Source organism: Pirellulales bacterium (assembly GCA_035656635.1).
Classification (GTDB): Bacteria; Planctomycetota; Planctomycetia; order Pirellulales; family JADZDJ01; genus DATJYL01.
This window is the reverse complement of sequence record DASRSD010000106.1, coordinates 1-17,421: the sequence shown is the minus strand read 5'-3', so window position 1 is coordinate 17,421 and position 17,421 is coordinate 1. Positions and strand designations below refer to the sequence as shown.

Below are 17,421 nucleotides of genomic sequence, written 5' to 3'. Positions count from 1 at the left end.
CTTCCCGGCGGCATGATTGAGCCGGGCGAAACCAGCGAGGAAGCGGCCGTGCGGGAATTGGAAGAAGAATTGGGCATTGCCAGCAACCGGGTTTTGCTGTTGGGGCAACTGTCGCCGCTGTATTTATTTGGCACCAATTTTTTAATTTCGCCCTGGGTGGCTGCCGTATGGGGGGAAGTGCAACTGCGGCCCAATCCGGCCGAGGTGCAAGAGATGCTGCAAATTCCGCTGGCGGATTTACTTGCCCCGTCGTGCCGCGGCCAGCACGTGCAGCAGCGCGGCAGTTTACGGTTCACAGCGCCGCATTTCGCCTGGCAGGAATACAAAATTTGGGGCGCCACCAGCATGATTTTGGCAGAATTGCTGGCCGTGGTCGGGGAATCAACCGCCGCCGAAGAAGCCGCTGGTTACGTGGCCGGCTGAAAAATCTTCAAAGTCAAACCGCCAAAAATATTTTGCGGGAAGCCGAAAAACGGCCCCTGCAACACCTTCGTACTTTTGGACTTTTCCCCCGCTTGTGCCATGTTTGTATATCCCCCTTTTACCGCTCAGGAACCTCCATGGCCGCACCGCATTTGGTTCGCTTCGATTCGCTTTCCGCCTGGCGTGCCAGCGCCGAGCAATGGGACGATTTATGGCAGCGAACGGAAGGCGTGCTTCCCACGGGGAGCAGCGCTTTAATTTTCGACTGGCTGGAGCAATTCGCGCCGCAAGCAAAGTGCGTGGCCTTGGCGGTGGAGCAAGATGGCGAATTGGTGGCCGCGTTGCCGCTGATGCAGCGCCGGATGGCACGGACGATAAACGTGGGAGCGCTGCCGTGCAATACTTGGTGCTGGGCCGGCGATTTGCTGCTGGATTTAACCTGCGATGTGACCGGCGCACTGGCGCTATTGGCGGCGGAAATTCGTCGCTTGCCGTGGCCCCTCTTACGCTTCGACGCGGTGCCTATCGAAGCGCCGCGCTGGCAACATTTGCTAGCGGCGCTGGATGCGGCCGGCTTAGGCCATGCAGAATCGGAATGCCACCGCTTCGGCACGGTCGAAATTGTCAATAAGCTCAATCGTAATTGGGATGCTTACGAAGCGGCGTGGAGCGGCAACCATCGTCGCCACATGCGCAAGGCCTTCCGGCGGGCGGAAGAAGCCGGCGGCGTGGAATTGGATTTGCGCCGGCCCCATTCGTCGTCGGAACTAGAAGCGTTGCTAAATGAAGGCTTCGAGGTGGAACACCGGAGTTGGAAAGGCCAGGAAGGCAGCTCTGTGCTGGCCAATCCGGCGATGCGCAGCTTCTATCTGCGTCAGGCTGCCCGCTTAGCACAATGGGGCTCTTTGGAATTGGCCTTTTTGCGCTATCAAGGCAAAGCCATCGCCTTTGAATATGGTTGGGCGGTGCATGGCGTGTACTACACGCCCAAGGTCGGCTTCGATGACGAGTTCGCACAATTTTCTCCCGGCCAATTGCTGCGATATTTGCTGCTGAAAGACTTTTTTTCGCGGGCTGACCGCTGGACCGTCGATTTTCTGGGGCCCTTGTCCGATGCCACGGCCCGCTGGGCGACCAACACGTACCCCATCAGCCGGTTAATGATCGAAACGGGAAAAGCCTCGGGAAAAGCCCTGCTGGGCGCGTATCGTCACGTGATCCAACCGGTGCGGAAAATTCAGCGCCGCAAGCAGAGCGAAAGACAGTTAAAAATTGTCGAAATCAAATCGAAGCCCGCTGCGGTAGATGCCACTGGACCCTTGCCGGCGGTCGCGGCCGAAGTTTAGCATAGCTCGGTCGTAACTTTGCCGCCGGCGAGCCGCCCGTGTTTGCTTCGCTGTAGAACCTTGGTGACACTGGCCCGCAATGCCTTCTAGCCAACGATTTCAAGCCGTCGTGTTCGATTTGGACGGCCTGCTGTTCAACACGGAAGAACTGTACAACTTTGTGGGTGTGGAATTGCTGGGGCGGCGTGGGAAGGATTTTCCGCCGGAGCTCCTGCAGCAAATTATGGGTCGTCCGCAGCCGGTGGCTTTGCAGTTGATGATCGATTGGCACGCACTGGATGCCACGGTCGAGATTTTGTTGGCCGAAACCGAAGTTGTGTTTGCAGAAATTCTGGACGAGCGGCTGGAATTCATGCCCGGCGCCAAAGCATTGCTGGCGGCGCTGGAAACGGCCGGCATACCCAAAGCCATCGCCACCAGCAGCGGGCGGAAGTTCACCCGCAACATTTTAGGCCGATTTCAATTGGAGCCGCGCTTTGCGTTCGTTTTGACGTGCGAAAACGTCACGCACGGCAAGCCCCATCCGGAAATTTATTTGCAAGCAGCGCAGCAATTCGGCATTCCGCCGGCGGAGATGATGGTGTTTGAAGACAGCCAAAACGGTTGCCGCGCTGCCGTCGCCGCTGGCGCGTTTGCCGTCGCGGTACCCAACGGCCCCAGTGCTCAGCACGATTTTACCGGCGCCGCATTGATTGCCGATTCGCTGACCGATCCGCGAATTTACACGGCCCTGCAGATCTCACCGTCCCAACAGTAACGATCGTTATGGCGGAAGCCAATGCAGACGACCTTTGTAATGATTGCGTCGTCCAAACGGTTTCAGTCGTTGATGGGACCGATCCGATTCGTTTCAGCACGGATGTCTCGTTTGATATCGAGACTGCCCCGATTCAAGAAGATGCAGACGATGGGGCGCTGTTAAGTCTGCTGATGCACGTCGTGCGCTATTGCGACAGCGGCAAAGATTGTCAGCGAAATGCCAATCACATAGCCAATCGGCCAAACCTTGCCAGTGCTCGCAATTCCCCAGAAAACAATGATAAGTGGAAGCACTGTGGCCGCAAGCTTGCCCGCTACAGACATTGAGTATGTTTCCCTTCCGGTACGTACACTGCGCCATTTCATGGGCCAATCAAACACAATGGCCAGCAGCGGGTACAGCCCGATGAGCAGGAGAACCACGCTCAATCCTATCCAGGTTTTTGTATCCATCCCCCCCCATCATACCCGATCAGTCTTGCAAAACGTGAGCGGTGTGGATTTTAGGCCGACTTACTTGGCGGGCTGTGTCGTGGCCGGTTGATCGTCGCTCGATTCGTGAGCGTTTCTGTCGGCGGTTTTAATGTGCCGGGTTACATTCTCAAACACAATGTCCTGGGCGTCTTTCTGCGTGAAATCGGTCTTGGCTGTAATTTGCACGTTGCGGAAAGTGATGCCGCGGATGGGGCTTTCCGGCAGTCCCCAAATGCGGCCTGCGTCTTGGGCGCTTTCGACATTCACGTTGCAGACTTCGATATCGTGCAGGCTGGGAATTTTGTTCTTCTCGCCGCGGAAGTTCGGCCGGTTGTCGTCCATGTACAACAGGTCGAACACGAAGGCGTAGTGCACGTCTTTCATGTCAATGTCTTCGTAACGAATGTGCTCCACCGGTCCACCCGCTCCGCGCATCGATTTAATACGAATGCCGTTGTCGGTGTGCTCCATCGTGCAGCGGCGCACCAGCATGTTGCGAACGCCGTCGGTCGTGCCACTGCCGATGGAAATGCCATGTCCGTGCAAAATGCGGCAATCTTCAATCAAAATATCATGCCCGCCGCTTTTGATGACAATGTTGTCGTCTCCCACGTCAATTTCGCAATTCCGAATGAGCACGTTGCTGCAATTGGAAGGATCGATGGCGTCGGTGTTTTGTGCCGTGGCCGGCGATTGCACTTTCACGTTCTCGATCAGCAAATCGGTCACTTTGATAGGCACGAGATGAAAATTCGGCGAGTTGCGAATGGTAATGCCAGCCACGTGCAGCCGCTCGCAGCCGTTGATCGAAATCAATTTGGGCCGCGGATAAACCAGGCGGCCCGGCTGAGTTCGCGTGGCCCGTTCGGTCCAGGCCCACCAAATGGCTCCCGATCCGTCGATGACGCCCGTGCCGGTCAGCGCCACGTCGTGCAAATCTTTCCCGGAGATGAGCGGCGGCGGCACTTTCACTTTTTCCCGCACTTCCGCCTGGCTGGTCAGCGTTTCAGGCTCGGGAATGTCGTAATCGGCAAAGGTGTCGGGCGCTTGGATGACCGCATCTTCTTCGAGGTGCAAATCTAACTGGCTGCACAGCGTGAACGGCATGGTGCGATAAACCCCTTTGGGCACCACCAAGCGGCCGCCGCCGGATTCTTTCACTTTGGCGATAGCGTCTTCAAATGTTTTGGTGTTCCACGTTTTTCCGTCGCCAACGGCGCCAAAATCTTGCAGATTAAACGTGCGATCGGGAATGTTGGGCAGGGCCGGATTCACGTTGACCGGCCACTTGTCGGCGGTGGCAGGCGGCACGGGCTGCGTGGATTGCGAATTGGGTTGAGTTGATTCTGAACCGGGCGGGGTTGACTGCCTACCAGGCTGCGTTGATTCCGCATCGTCCGCAGCAAGTGCCGTTTGAACGGCGACTGTTTGCAGGATGGCTGTTTGAAGGGCGACAGTTTGAACGGCGGCAGCGAAAATCGCCAGCGCGCAGCAACCGCGGGCCGCAAGGCAAAAGCACCGCTGCCGGCAAATGAAGCGTGTCACAAAGTCCCTCCCCGAGAATGGCCGTTACAACAGCTTCGATTTTAGTTGAAATCCGCCTGCGATGTCGAATCGGGCGGCAAAAAAATTTCGTGGAAAACTAGGCAGCGGGTCAGTTTGAATCGAGGATGGCTTAGACCAAGAATTATGCCTCCGACTGCCAAGAGGACCAGCGAAGCCGGCTCCGGTATCAGCGCGATCGCTTGACCGGTATTGAATAAATCCAGCAAAGCCTGCATGTCGGCATTCGTAATTTTACCATCGCTGTTGATGTCGCCGAAGGCCAGCAGTTCGAAAGTGGTTAAATGGTTGGCTGACTGATAAGCCCCCAAGTTTGTCAGAGCGCTTTCCATCACCGGAATATCCGCGGCGTCGACTTTCCCATCGCGATTGAAATCGCCGAACGGAACCAAATTGGCCGTCACCCAATTTTGGGCCTCCTGAAATGTCGCCAGGCTTTCGTTGTTGTCAAACAGCACAAAAAACGGCAACGATGGCGCCACGCCCGGATACGGCGTTTGTTCGTCCGATTCCAATAATTTGTCGCGCATCTCAAACAGATAAATGCCGTCGGCAGGTGTAGAATTTGTGCCTGCTTGCAGTTCCGTCCACATGTGCTTGTGCATGCCGCCGTTGGCATCGATATTCTGAATGGGAAAGCCCGCTTGAAATCCGGCGCCGGTTCCAATCGTAACCGAACCCAGTTTTTGCCCCGGCAGCGAACCGGGCAAGTACATCTGTAGCGTTTCGCCGGCGGGCACGTTGCCGAACGAAACAGGACCGTTGCCGCTCCAGTATTGCAAGTCGCTCATTACATCAAACGACATCCAGCTCCCCGTTGGCAGATTGCTGGGAGTATATCCGCTGGTGGTGGCCAATGCGTGCGTGCCAGGATCTTCGTCAAAGTACGGATCGCTGAAATCGCCGAAGAAATAGGAAAACACGCGGTTGGGATTGGTTGTCAAGTAAATCGGATTGCCGCCACCGGTGTCGCCGGCATCGTCATAGCCGTAAGTTGCCAATCGATCTCCCGTGGGAAAATCAATGAGCCGGGGCGAAACATCGTACACTGCGCGCGCAGGCGCCGGCCAAGCTAAACACACAATTGCGGCAGCCAGCATCAAGTAAAAAGAACATCGCATGGTTAAAACTCCTCAGAAGCAAAGGCGTCTGTGTGATCGGTTAAAAAGGCGTGCGCCGCCCGGCGAGGCAATCCTTGCCAGGCGGCCACGCTGAATCTCTAACTGCTTTGCAGATTGACGTGGTGCCGGCGGCCCACAGCCGTGCCGGCCAGCATCAATCCCGCGAAGCCCGCTAACATGCAGCCGGAAGGTTCCGGAACCGCCGCCGTTTGGTAAGCCACCGCGGCATCGACCGGATCGTTGGGGTCAGCCAGATCGGGATCGTAGATCACCCAAAACGGCAGCGAATTGCTGATGCCCGCGTACGGCGTAACGCCGTCGGAATTCAACAACTTTAAATCCATTTCGAACATGTAAATGCCGGCGGGGTTTGGCAGGCCGGTGTCCATAGGTCCAAAAACGATGGAAGACTGCAAATGCACGTGCAGTCCTTCGTCGCCCGCAGAAAATGTGTCCGGCGGCGTGAAGGTGCCCCCCACCTGGCCAATTAAAAATCCAGGTTGAGTCCCCGTGGCTGATGTTACGCTCACAAAACTGCCGCCAAGTTGCAAAAACAACGTGTTCCCCGGGTCCGCTGCGACAAACGACGAGCCGTTCCAATACTGCAAGTTGCTGAGTACGTCAAAGCTCAGCCAGCTTCCATTGGGCAAGCCGCTGGGCGTGAATCCACTGCCAACGGCCAGCGCATGGAAGCCTGGGTCGCTGGTGATGTTCGGACCCGGATCGTCCATGTCGAATTCGAACACCCGGGGTGGGATCGGCGTTAACGCATCGGCTGGCGGCGCTTCGTCGTCGTAGCCATAGGTGACAATCGCGCCGCCTTCTACGCGTGGCGAAACATCAAAATCGGCACGCGCCGCTGGCAACACCTTCCCACTCAAAACGCAAACCAATATCGCAAAAAACAAAATTACGGACCGTCGCATAGGAGTTCCTTTCAAGCATGTTGTTCAACTCGGAATGAAAATAAGCGATTGCCTCGTTCAATTGTCCGGGGGGATGGCGAAGTTAAAGAGCGAATTGGCCCAGGTGAAAACCTGAACTTCGCTCACAAAATCCACATGGCCATCGGCATACAGATAGTTCGCTCCGCCGCCGCCGATGCGCCGCGGATCGTTATTATTGAGCGGCAAATAATTCATGCCGCCGTGCCGATCCACCTGCACATCGCCAGTGATCTTGTCCCAAACTTGTCCTTGCAAAATCGTCGACTTGAGGAGCCACTTGTAGCAATCGATGTGATCCTTCGTCAGATCGACCGCATTGGCGTTCGAGGCTTCGAACATCACAATCGTCTTCGAGCTCGCCTTCAGCTTCCAGGCGTTCAGGAATTGCTGCCCTGGCGGCGCCTCGGTCGACAGGTAATCGTTTAGCACGTAGCTGGTCATCTTTGCGGCGCGGCGGGCATCTCCGTTGGGATCGTCTGGACAAATGCGGATAGCATCCACGTCCTCCATGAACGGCGTGATCGTGTAAATCCAGCAGTTCGTGTACAAGCCCGTCGTGGGGTCGGAATTGACCCCTGCCGAGCCGGTTTCCAAAGGCCACTGGCCGTGATGCACATCGCAAAATTGGCGCATGGCCAAGCCCACCTGCCGCATGTTGCTGGAACATTGCGCCCTTCGGGCGGCCTCACGGGTAGACTGCACGGCCGGCAGCAACAGCGCAATCAAGATGCCGATGATGGCAATCACCACCAACAATTCGACCAGCGTGAAGCCCAGCCGCGCAGAACCACGCGCAGGAAGTTGCGCATTCATCATTGCGTCCTCCAATGAGAGTTCATCTGCTATCCGTATTCACCCGTGAATAGGCAGAAGCAGACCAGACGATCACAATCCGAGCATGAAGGACGACAAAGCCACGGAGGCACAGCCTCGACTACGCCAATGCCCAGCAAACCGTAGATGCCGTCCCGATAAAGAAGCCGCTAAACCAGCGGCGGTGCCCTGGGTTGTGCCGACGAGTAGAGAGTCGGGCAATCGACAGACTCAATCGAGTTGTCAGACAGAATTTCGCACTTCACCAATCCGACAGCAGTTGGTGGCGGAGCAATAAAGTGCTGTCCCATTGCCTGAAATTGGCAGATAGGACAATTGTCGCAATCGTGAACGTGTCCGTGCGGGGGACCAATCGATACGCTGCCACCCGATTCGCTGTCGCCCGATTCGCTTGCCGAAGTGCTCGGTTGGCTCGCAACCGCTACGAGGTTGGGCTGCTCTGCATGATCACAATCGTCATCGAGAAACTCATGCAGACCTTGCCCACAAAGGACAATTGCCGAATAGCAAAGCAGACTCAGGTATGCTGGTAATCGACGAAGCATGTACGGGCGACTCCGGATATTTGCCTAACGCATCATGCAAAGCAGTTGCAATTAGGATACCCGGCGGAAGGAGTCAAAGTCAATAGTTCTGCCAGAATGTAGAGACGCAATACCCACCCGAGCAAAAAGCATTAAGCTGGCCACGACCGAAAAACTCGCTGCGGCGGCCAGATTTTTCGCGAAAATTGGGCCACTCATTTGGTATGCTGCGCCCAACAACACCGACAGTAGGTCAGTTTGACTCGAGTCATTTGAACCCACAGCTTCCCTTGAAATTATTCACCTGAAATCTTTCATCTGAAATCATCCATCAACGCAAAAATATGAGTTACCAACCCGCCGAATCTCGTTACTCAAGCATGCGCTACAACCGCTGCGGACGCAGCGGGCTGAAGCTGCCCGCGGTGTCGCTGGGATTGTGGCACAACTTTGGCGGTGTGGACGACTTTGACAACGCCCGGAAGGCGCTGTTACGGGCGTTTGATTTGGGCATTACGCATTTCGATTTGGCGAACAATTACGGGCCGCCCCCCGGCTCGGCGGAAAGTAACTTTGGGAAAATACTGAACAGCGAGTTGAGGGCGCACCGAGATGAGATCATCATTTCCACGAAGGCCGGGTACACGATGTGGCCCGGGCCGTACGGCGATTGGGGCACGCGGAAGTATTTGATTTCCAGTTTGGATCAAAGCTTGAAGCGGCTGGGGCTGCCGTATGTCGACATTTTCTATCATCACCGGCCCGACCCAAGCACACCGCTGGAGGAGACGATGGGAGCGCTGGATCACATTGTTCGCAGCGGCCGGGCGCTATACGTGGGAGTATCGAATTACAAGCCGACCGAGATGCGCGAGGCTTTGAAAATTTTGAGTTCGCTGGGCACGCCGTGCATCATTCACCAACCAAAGTACAACATGTTTGAGCGGTGGGTGGAAGATGAACTGTTAGATTTGCTGGCGGCCGAAGGGGTGGGCTGCATCGCCTTTTCGCCGCTGGCGCAGGGATTGTTGAGCGATAAGTATTTGGGCGGCATTCCCGCGGGTTCGCGAGCCAGCAAGCCGCACGGCTTTTTGAAGCCCGAGCACCTGACGGACGAAAAGTTATCGAAGGGTCGGGCATTGAACGACATCGCCCAAAAGCGCGGCCAAACATTGGCACAGCTGGCGCTAGCGTGGGTGCTGCGTGACCCGGCGATGACTTCGGCCGTGATTGGCGCCAGCCGAGTGGAGCACATCGAAGCGGCGGTCGCGGCACTCGATCATCTCAATTTCACCGACCAGGAACTTTCGACAATTGACAACATCCTTCGCCGGTAACGGAACAACCGATATTTCACGCATGTGTTTCAAATATCGACGATCACTTCAGCCAGCCAACTGCTTCCCTCGGACACAACTTTCAGCCCGTGGTAAGTGATGGCTTTGACCTCGTGCTCCAGTTGGTGCCGCGCCGGATCAAGCGGTTCCCCCCAGGCTGTGGCCTGCAGACCGGCGGACGAAAGTTGCACAGAGAACTTGGAAAGCACCAGCCGCCGCGAGTCGAACGTGTACAGCAGTTCGTTGAGCCAATCGAACAGCAGGAAATCGTACTGCGCGGCCCGGCCTGTCAGGGTGAACTGTACTTCTTCCCGGGCCTGCACTTCGTCGAGATTAGAAACGATGAGCGCGAACAAGCCCGTGGCTGACTCGCAGAACAACTCTTCTAGCGTCGCGGCACGAGCGCGCAGACCAATATCGGCGGTATGTGCAAAAACTTCGTACATGCTCAAATTTTCACGACGATGCGGCCTACGACGCGGCCAGCCAGTATATCTTCGATTTTCGACTCCAAACCAGCCAGCGGCACTTCGACCGCCAGATCGTTCAACAGTGCAGGCTTGAGCGGGCCGGCTAATTTCGCCCAGAGAGCGGGTCGTTTGTCGGCCGGATACGAAGCGGAATCGATGCCGGCTAAAACCACGCCGCGCAAGATGAAGGGATACACCGTGATTGGCAGATCCACGCCGCCGACCAATCCGCAGGCCGTCACGCAACCTCGTTCGTTCGTGGTGCGGAGCAGCGTGGACAGCACCGTGCCGCCGACCGTGTCGACCGCTGCGGCCCACCGGGCTTTGAGCAGTGGCTGGCCGGAAGCATCGGTCACGGCCTCGCGGGAAAGAATTTCCTGTGCGCCCAAGCGACGGAGCAGATCGGCGGCCGCCGGTTTTCCGGTTACCGCAGAGACACGGAAACCTGCTTGCGCCAACATGGCCACGGCCAACGTGCCCACGCCACCGCTAGCGCCGGTGACGACGACATTGCCGGAGGTTGATTCGATGCCTTGCCGCTGGATCGCTTCCACGCACAAAGCCGCGGTAATCCCAGCAGTGCCTAAGATCATGCTTTCTTTCATAGTTAGCGTGGCCGGGAGCGGCACAACCCAATCGGCCGGCACACGGATCAACTCCGCATACGCGCCCCAGCGTGCCGCACCGAGTTCGAAACTGGTGGCAATGACTTTGTCGCCAGTGCGAAATTTGGGCGAGCTGCTTTCGACGACTGTACCCGCGGCATCAATGCCTGGCACATGCGGGAAGCGGCTGACCACACCGGAATGTCCGCTGGCGGCCAGTGCATCTTTGAAATTCAACGAGGAGAACTGCACTTGCAGCAAAACATCGCCGGCGGGCAAAGCAGAAGTTGCCACTGTGGTGACGCGGCGTTCGATGGCGCCGTTATTTTGCTTGGTGACGAGCAAGCAGCGCATTGATTTGGGAATTTCCATGGCCCAGTTTTTCAATTGTCTTGTGTGTCTTTTATGTGTTAAAATATGGGCAATTGACACCTGTTTTGCCGAATCTATAATTCCGGCCAGAAGGAAATTGTAACCGATTGCTTACTGCATCCGCACGGCGGCAACCAGGCCGGCGGACATTCATCAAGGGGAAATTAGTATGGCTAACGTTACGGAATTCAGTGATGCCACATTTCAGGGCGATGTGCTCCAATCGCCGGTGCCGGTGTTAGTTGATTTTTGGGCTCCCTGGTGCGGCCCTTGCCGCATGATTGCCCCGGTTGTGGAAGAACTTGCCAAAGAAAACCAGGGAACCTTCAAAATTGGCAAAGTGAACATCGACGACAATCCGGACGTGGCTATGAACTACAGCGTGAATAGCATTCCGACCTTGATGATTTTCAAGGGCGGGCAGGTGGTCGATCGGTTTGTGGGCGTGCAGCCCAAGAGTCGCTTGCAACAAGCAATTGATGCCGCCAAAGGCTGAGAGAACAATCTACTTCTGAAATACTGCCCGGTTTGATTGCTGTGCTATCATACAAGTTTCCGATTTGCTGGCGCGCTAGGCTACGTGCTTTTCTGCGATGCCCTTACTTTTTTCGCTAGCAAGAGTGCTGGATTGCTGGGTGGAAATTCTATTTCAATTCGCTGCTAGCCATCTGCCGATGTAGGAGGATGGTTAAAGCTTGACGGTTGCGCGAATTGTATCGCGCCGAGTTGAAAGGCGGCCATGTACCCTGGGCCGACGAAGAATGCCTGAAATTGAACGCTCAGCCCAAACGGACCAGGCGGAACCGACTTCGCGGTTGGCTCCAGCCCCAGTTCGCGAGACCCGGTTTGATCCGGCGCATGAAATTGCGCGTGGCAATGGGCCGAATCCATCGGCGGCTGATACCGTTTTTGCCGAACCGCTTACGGCAGCTTCAAATGAGGATGCGCCTCTTGGCAGCGTGGGGGAAACGGTTGTCGCGCGGGAGGAAACGAATTGGGCCGGGGAAGGCATTTCCCCGGAAATGGTGCAGCAATTCCGGTTGCAAGCGCAGGAATTAGCTGCGCACTTGGATGCTCGGCAGCGAGATTTGAATCGGCGTGAAGCGGAATTGAATGCTCGGTTGGCACAACAAGAATCGACCGCACGCAACGCTCGGCTTTGGTTTCAGGAGCGAAACAACGAGTTGCTGGAGCGGCAAGCACAAATCGAATTGCGCGAAGAGCAATTGCGTTTGCGATGGACAGAACTCGACAAACAATTGGAAACCGAAAGCGCGACCGCACATACATCGATTCAACTACAGCAAGTGCAAACCAGGACGATCGCAGCGCAGCACGATGAATTGGTGCTGCGAGATTTGGATTTGCAGCGCCAGCGAGAAGATGTTGACGAATATGTCCTGCAACTTACACAGCGGCAGCAACAGTATGAATCGCGCGAGCAAAAGCTGCAAGCGCGTGAACAACGTGTAGCAGCAGCCGAATCAACCCTGGTCCGCAGTCAAATCGAGTGCGACGAACAGCGGCGGTCGCTTCAGCAAGAACGGATCGAAATGCAGGTGCGTGTGGACGAACAGCAAGCAAAATGTGTAGATCAGCACCGCCGGACAGAAATTGAATTGCGAAAGCAGCGAGAAGCATTAATTGATCGAGCCGAACATTTGGAACGTCGCAGCGCAGCGCTCAATGAATTGCGCGGTGATTTGCTTAACGTTCAGCGCGAGACATTGGAACTGCGCTTGGCCACAGAGGAGTTGTGGGCCCAAATATCGGGTCTTGTGCCGCCGGCGGCCATGACACATTCGTTGGCGCGACTGCGAGCACAGTTGGCAGAAAACTACCGGCTACAAGCGGCGGATACAGCTGCGCAGCGGAGCGAAGCGGAAGAATTAGCCACGAAAGTTGCTCGGCAACATGAACTGCTGGCAGAACAAAAGCGACAATGGCAACAATGGGCGGCCGACGAGCAGCGGCAGATTGAATCACAAGCCGCACGAATCGCTGCGCGCGAGGCAGAAATTTGCAGTCACGAAGAGCGGCTCCAGCAGGACCGATTGCAATGGGAAGCGCAGCGCCATGAATTGCAACGTGAAATCCGTCAACTGCAGGCCGAATTGCGGCAATACGAGGTAAATACTCCCGCCAATCGGATGATTTCTCCGGCCTAATTCTTGTCTGTCGTTTTAGGCGGTGTCCCGACTACAGCATCGGCCGAATCGGCAGCGTTTACCCCCGGCGAGACGAACGCTTTATCGCCGGATTTATAGACCGGCGGCAAACTTTTTGCCAAGTGCTCCGCCTGTGCTGCGATTTGCATGGCTGCTTGCAAATCGGCTTGAGAGAAATATGGTTCGTCAGGCTTGCCGAGGTGGTGCGCTTTTTTAGCCGCCAAATCGGCCCAACTCATGTCGTTTGTGAAATGCCAGGCAGCGGCCTGAGCAGCCGCTTGATCAATCGTACCATTGCCCAGCATCATTAGCACTTCCTTCACACGACCATCGTCCGTGAAGCTGTCGACGGGGCGAATTTCATACGGGATGTGAGAATTGGGTTCTTCCTTCCCATGTTCCAAGCAGACCGTGGCAACTTTGATTTTGCCACTAGCTTCTGGCGCTAAGTTAAAAGCACCGCCCCCGCCTCCACCTAATCCACCGCCATTAGATTGGTTCTGATTATTATTGCGATTGCCGCCATTCCTACGACCACCGCCTCCTCCTCCGCCCCCGCCCGCTCCGTTGTTCTGTGCCAATACCGGCACACCGACGAAGGCCTCGGGTAGCTTTACGCTCAGAGGTTGATTCGTGACGTTTTGAATTTGGAGGGTGGATTCCTCGGAATTCTTGGGGATAAGCTTGACCTGCAGATCGCCTGTTTGGATGCCGGCGAATAGCTCAATCGGCGTGCCAACCGGAGCGCCCAAAGAGCCTTGCTCTGCCGCGCGAAGCCAGAGTGTTGAGATGATTGCACCCACACCCATAATTCCGCCGAACACTACCCACCGCAACAAGCCACGCATGACAAAACTCCCATAAAATGGCAGCTGAGTTAACTGGTTTTTACACTCGCCCAATCAAATTGAATGCCGTCCTGGAGCAATCTCTAGGATAATCGGACGTTAGCACGAAGCAAAGCAAAATTGTGCTTTTGGGCAGGAAATAGGGCATTTTTAGAATTAACTGCCCCAAAGACCTGCGATGCCATTGTGACTAAGACGTCAACTCCGTAAGTGCGTCGATGATTTGCTGATCATGGCCGTCTACCTTGACCGCTTTCCATACCCGGGCAATGCGACCATCGGCATCAATCAGAAACGTGCTGCGCTGAACGCCCATGAACTTCTTGCCATACATATTTTTTTCTCGCCAAGCGCCGTAGCTTTCGGCCACATTATGATTAACGTCGGCCAGCAATGGAAAATTCAGCTTGAACTTGCCGTGGAATTGCACATGGCTTTGAACGGTGTCGGTACTTACTCCCAAAACTTTCGCCCCGAGCTTCATAAGTTCCTTGCTTCGGTCACGAAGCGAGCATGCTTCTTTCGTGCAGCCAGGGGTGTCGTCCTTCGGATAGAAATATAGAATTACTGGTGAGCCTTTTAAGGATGAAAGTTTGACTTTGGTACCGTCGTTAGCAGGCAGTGTGAAATCTGGGGCGAGTTCCTTCTCCTCGATCCAAGCACTCATACGCATCTCCATTAGACGAACGCGTTTATTCGGGATGTATCGCGCGGTTTGCCTGCTGACTTCAATTGAGCCCGATTTTACTCTCTTTGCCCCAATTTTCTACTGGATTGACCGGCTTTAGTGCGTACAATGGAATTGTTGCATAGGAGTTTTTCACAAGGCAACTATCACACTATTGCAGTTGCAGAGGAATCATTGGCGATCACCGCAGCAAGCCTTACCGCGGCCAAGGAACGACCGCAACGTAGCCTTCAGGTGGCTTTAGTTGCAGCTCAGGTGGCCCACGATAATCGCGGGCAAAGCATTGTGTTGCTCGACTTGCGAGAAATGACAGCTGTGTTTGATTTCTTCTTGCTAGTCACGGGTAGTAGCCGCCGACAACTGCATGCGGTCGCCGATGAAATTGAACATACGCTCGCAGAGAAATATGGGGAAAAGCTGATAGGGATGGAAGGGTATGCCGCGGGCACGTGGATTTTGCAAGACTACGGAGACGTGGTGATTCACCTATTTGACGAAAAAGCACGCGAGTACTACTCCCTAGAACAATTGTGGACCGGAGCCAAGCGTATTGATTGGCAGCCGGCATCCGCGCCGCGCATTGCACAATTGGAATGATATTTCGTGAGATTTATGTACAGAACTTCGCCATTGCCAATTCTTTAAGCGAGCGAAGGTCTAGCTTGCCGGTTCCCAGGACGGGTATTTCCGGCACTTGGCAAAAGCTATCGGCGGCGGGAATCCACAGATTTGGTAGGCCAGCCGTGGCCAATTCGCGGCGGATTTGGTCGGGTGCTTTGTCGAGCGGCACATGCATCACAATCAATCGTTCGCCTTTGAACGAATCCGGCACGGCAGTGACTACGGCCATTAGATGATCGTCATCTCCGCCAAGAATGCGTTGCAAAGCCTCTTCGATTTTGAGATGCGGCACCATTTCGCCGCCGATTTTTGAAAAACGGCTTTCTCGACCAGTGATTTCGATGAATCCATCCGAGTCAATTCGGGCCAAGTCGCCGGTGATGTACCATCCATCGCGGATTACTTTCGCCGTGAGATCGGGACGATCGAGGTAACCCTTCATCACATTTGGGCCAGTAACCCACAGCATACCCGTTTCTCCCGGTGGTAAGTCTGCGGCGGATTCTAAATGGACTACTTTAGCCTGTACGCCAGGAATAGGCCGTCCAACAGTTCCTTCACGCGCCGTGGGACGGTTGTTATCGCGGTTGCGATTGGGAGGCACATTCACCGCGACAAGCGGTGATAACTCCGTACAACCGTATGCTTCGTAGGGGCGACATCCAAAACGAGCTTCAAAGGCATCAGATAGTTCCTTGGGTAGCTTCTCGGCCGCGCCAAAGACTGTATTTAACGAGCGAAATTCTTCCGGTTGCACACGCCGCAAGTAAATTCGTAGAAACGTCGGGGTGGCCATAAATACCGTCACCCGATGCTTGGCGCATAGTTCGCCAACTTGATGGGCGTCGCGGGGATCGAAGTGATACACACCCTGAGGCTCTAGCGTTAGCACAGTCCACAATGTTGCAGTGTAGCCGTAGGAGTGAAAAAACGGCAGTACTCCGATGGCTACATCATCTTCTTGTAAATGGATAGCTTCTTGAATGGCTTCGATCTGCGAAGCCACGTTATTGTGCGACAGCATCACGCCCTTCGGATCGCCCGTTGATCCGGATGTGAACATGACCGTGAGTAATTCTTTTCCTGAAACATCGTTAATACCCAGCCATTTTTCCAAAATGCTTGGCGGCAATTTCGCCTGGAACCAGGCGCTGATTTTATCCACCAAGTTGACTTGTTTGGCGAAGTCCTCAACCAAAACAACTTTAGCATTTAACTCAAGTTTGAATCTTTCCAGTATGCGCTGAGTAGTTAACACGTGCCGAATTCCGCACTGCGTAATGCAGTGATTGATAGTTCCGGATGACATCGTGTAATTTAGATTGACCGGAATACGGCGTAGCAGAGGTAGTGCAGCGTTCACAACCACACTGCCAGCAGACGGCGGCAGTAATACGCCGACATATTCTTCATTGGGGGCTAGCACTCTATGCGCCAGGATTCTTCGCAGAATGAGCGTGCGAAGCAAAAGGCTGTTGCCTGTCAGGGCGGCGCCGGTAGAATCTGCAACTTTAGGACGACGACCGAATTTGCGGCAATTACGCAAAAACTGGCGCGGCAGTGTGAGGCGATGTAATGGCAAGGATTTAAGAAACGAGTTTAGAGCGTCATAAGCAGATTCGCTCTTGCGGTATTTGACCCGTGTCAGTACGATTCTGCACCGAATTTGCCGACCAAGTCAATCGCTAAATTCAAGGGAGTGAGGCACAGCATGGGCCGCTTGTTTTTTCTATTCTTTGGATTCATCATCGGCGCCATTGTAATATTTGGCGCGTTCAATTTCCACGTTCTTGAGACGAGTTCCGGGCTACAGCTGTGTCCTAAGCGCAGTGCCAGCTTAAGCGAAACCTATATTGATATTCGCAAATTCACCGCAGCGGACTGGGCTAGCCATCCGACGCTTTCGGCTGATATCGTGGCCGCAGAAAAGCAACATTTGATGGGCGAGTCGCCAACAACGGCTGTCGAAAATACCGTGCATGAAATGATTAACGAAGTGCGACACCAGTGATCAATGAATAATGCTGCAGCAATGCAATTCAGCGTAACTACTCTTCCAAATGCTGGTGGCGCACGATTTCGCCTTCCACCATGTAAATGACATCTTCTGCCACATTCGTGGCCATGTCGGCAAGTCGTTCCAAATGCTTAGAAACGGAGTTGAGTTTAAGCAAATACTCCACGCGTCCGGGATGCTTTCGAATTGCTTCCATGATTTGGTCCCGAATGCGCTGGCGAGCATGATCGACCTCGTCGTCTTCACCTCGAACCTGTCGTGCTAACGCGGTATCGGCGTTCACGAGTGCATCAAGGCTCTGCTT

At 54.9% G+C, this 17,421-nt stretch carries 20 protein-coding genes; 10 read left to right on the top strand and 10 right to left on the bottom strand.

The window, feature by feature from the left end:
- From VFE46_09860 to VFE46_09845, 4 genes are all read left to right on the top strand, one after another.
- A partial coding sequence (locus VFE46_09860) for a CoA pyrophosphatase (GenBank protein HZZ28293.1) occupies positions 1 to 423 on the top strand: 423 nt, incomplete at its 5' end.
- Positions 424 to 560: 137 nt separating this feature from the next.
- A complete protein-coding gene (locus VFE46_09855; protein HZZ28292.1) occupies positions 561 to 1,769 on the top strand; it encodes a GNAT family N-acetyltransferase in 1,209 nt (402 codons plus the stop codon).
- A 79-nt stretch (positions 1,770 to 1,848) separates the two neighbouring features.
- Positions 1,849 to 2,526, top strand: coding sequence for an HAD family phosphatase (locus VFE46_09850; protein HZZ28291.1), 678 nt, complete (start codon positions 1,849 to 1,851; stop codon positions 2,524 to 2,526).
- 8 nt (positions 2,527 to 2,534) lie between these two features.
- A complete protein-coding gene (locus tag VFE46_09845; GenBank protein ID HZZ28290.1) occupies positions 2,535 to 2,855 on the top strand; it encodes a hypothetical protein in 321 nt (106 codons plus the stop codon).
- 186 nt (positions 2,856 to 3,041) lie between these two features.
- Here the strand turns inward: VFE46_09845 and VFE46_09840 are convergent, their stop codons facing one another.
- On the bottom strand, positions 3,042 to 4,313 hold the full coding sequence (locus tag VFE46_09840) for a glycoside hydrolase family 28 protein (protein HZZ28289.1): 1,272 nt from the start codon (positions 4,311 to 4,313) through the stop codon (positions 3,042 to 3,044).
- Between the two features lie 71 nt (positions 4,314 to 4,384).
- On the opposite strand from VFE46_09840, the gene VFE46_09835 reads away from it, so the two are divergent.
- Positions 4,385 to 4,537 (top strand): hypothetical protein, encoded by a 153-nt coding sequence (locus VFE46_09835; GenBank protein ID HZZ28288.1) that lies wholly within the window; start codon positions 4,385 to 4,387, stop codon positions 4,535 to 4,537.
- Positions 4,538 to 4,588: 51 nt separating this feature from the next.
- On the opposite strand, the gene VFE46_09830 is transcribed toward VFE46_09835, so the two are convergent.
- The 3 genes from VFE46_09830 to VFE46_09820 all read right to left on the bottom strand — a co-directional run bounded on the left by VFE46_09830 (position 4,589) and on the right by VFE46_09820 (position 7,446).
- Complete coding sequence (locus VFE46_09830; protein ID HZZ28287.1) at positions 4,589 to 5,686, bottom strand: dockerin type I repeat-containing protein; 1,098 nt, start codon at positions 5,684 to 5,686, stop codon at positions 4,589 to 4,591.
- A 98-nt stretch (positions 5,687 to 5,784) separates the two neighbouring features.
- Positions 5,785 to 6,612: a hypothetical protein gene (locus VFE46_09825; protein ID HZZ28286.1), complete on the bottom strand. Its 828-nt coding sequence runs from the start codon at positions 6,610 to 6,612 to the stop codon at positions 5,785 to 5,787.
- A 57-nt stretch (positions 6,613 to 6,669) separates the two neighbouring features.
- Complete coding sequence (locus VFE46_09820) at positions 6,670 to 7,446, bottom strand: DUF1559 domain-containing protein (GenBank protein HZZ28285.1); 777 nt, start codon at positions 7,444 to 7,446, stop codon at positions 6,670 to 6,672.
- Between the two features lie 889 nt (positions 7,447 to 8,335).
- Between VFE46_09820 and VFE46_09815 the strand changes: the two genes are divergently transcribed.
- Positions 8,336 to 9,328 carry an aldo/keto reductase gene (locus tag VFE46_09815; protein HZZ28284.1) on the top strand — a complete coding sequence of 331 codons (993 nt, stop codon included), beginning with the start codon at positions 8,336 to 8,338 and terminating at the stop codon, positions 9,326 to 9,328.
- Positions 9,329 to 9,357: 29 nt separating this feature from the next.
- Here the strand turns inward: VFE46_09815 and VFE46_09810 are convergent, their stop codons facing one another.
- Both VFE46_09810 and VFE46_09805 read right to left on the bottom strand, forming a co-directional pair.
- Positions 9,358 to 9,774: an archease gene (locus VFE46_09810; GenBank protein ID HZZ28283.1), complete on the bottom strand. Its 417-nt coding sequence runs from the start codon at positions 9,772 to 9,774 to the stop codon at positions 9,358 to 9,360.
- A 2-nt stretch (positions 9,775 to 9,776) separates the two neighbouring features.
- On the bottom strand, positions 9,777 to 10,775 hold the full coding sequence (locus VFE46_09805) for an acryloyl-CoA reductase (protein ID HZZ28282.1): 999 nt from the start codon (positions 10,773 to 10,775) through the stop codon (positions 9,777 to 9,779).
- A 163-nt stretch (positions 10,776 to 10,938) separates the two neighbouring features.
- Here VFE46_09805 and trxA point away from each other — a divergent pair, with 163 nt between their 5' ends.
- Positions 10,939 to 11,271 carry a thioredoxin gene (gene trxA, locus VFE46_09800; protein ID HZZ28281.1) on the top strand — a complete coding sequence of 111 codons (333 nt, stop codon included), beginning with the start codon at positions 10,939 to 10,941 and terminating at the stop codon, positions 11,269 to 11,271.
- Positions 11,272 to 11,536: 265 nt separating this feature from the next.
- Entirely contained in the window at positions 11,537 to 12,943 is a 1,407-nt protein-coding gene (locus VFE46_09795) for a hypothetical protein (protein ID HZZ28280.1), read from the top strand.
- Here the strand turns inward: VFE46_09795 and VFE46_09790 are convergent.
- Positions 12,940 to 13,791, bottom strand: coding sequence for a hypothetical protein (locus VFE46_09790; GenBank protein HZZ28279.1), 852 nt, complete (start codon positions 13,789 to 13,791; stop codon positions 12,940 to 12,942). The two genes, VFE46_09795 and VFE46_09790, sit on opposite strands and share 4 nt — an antisense overlap.
- 190 nt (positions 13,792 to 13,981) lie before the next feature.
- The gene (gene bcp / locus VFE46_09785; protein ID HZZ28278.1) at positions 13,982 to 14,458 is read right to left on the bottom strand and encodes a thioredoxin-dependent thiol peroxidase; all 477 of its coding nucleotides are present in this window, start codon (positions 14,456 to 14,458) and stop codon (positions 13,982 to 13,984) included.
- 129 nt (positions 14,459 to 14,587) lie between these two features.
- Between bcp and rsfS the strand changes: the two genes are divergently transcribed.
- A complete protein-coding gene (rsfS, locus tag VFE46_09780) occupies positions 14,588 to 15,076 on the top strand; it encodes a ribosome silencing factor (protein ID HZZ28277.1) in 489 nt (162 codons plus the stop codon).
- A 13-nt stretch (positions 15,077 to 15,089) separates the two neighbouring features.
- On the opposite strand, the gene VFE46_09775 is transcribed toward rsfS, so the two are convergent.
- Positions 15,090 to 16,646, bottom strand: a complete 1,557-nt coding sequence (locus tag VFE46_09775; GenBank protein ID HZZ28276.1) for an AMP-binding protein — start codon at positions 16,644 to 16,646, stop codon at positions 15,090 to 15,092.
- Between the two features lie 165 nt (positions 16,647 to 16,811).
- On the opposite strand from VFE46_09775, the gene VFE46_09770 reads away from it, so the two are divergent.
- Complete coding sequence (locus VFE46_09770; protein ID HZZ28275.1) at positions 16,812 to 17,111, top strand: hypothetical protein; 300 nt, start codon at positions 16,812 to 16,814, stop codon at positions 17,109 to 17,111.
- A 37-nt stretch (positions 17,112 to 17,148) separates the two neighbouring features.
- Here the strand turns inward: VFE46_09770 and VFE46_09765 are convergent.
- On the bottom strand, positions 17,149 to 17,421 hold a 273-nt coding region (locus VFE46_09765), incomplete at its 5' end, for a PhoU domain-containing protein (protein ID HZZ28274.1).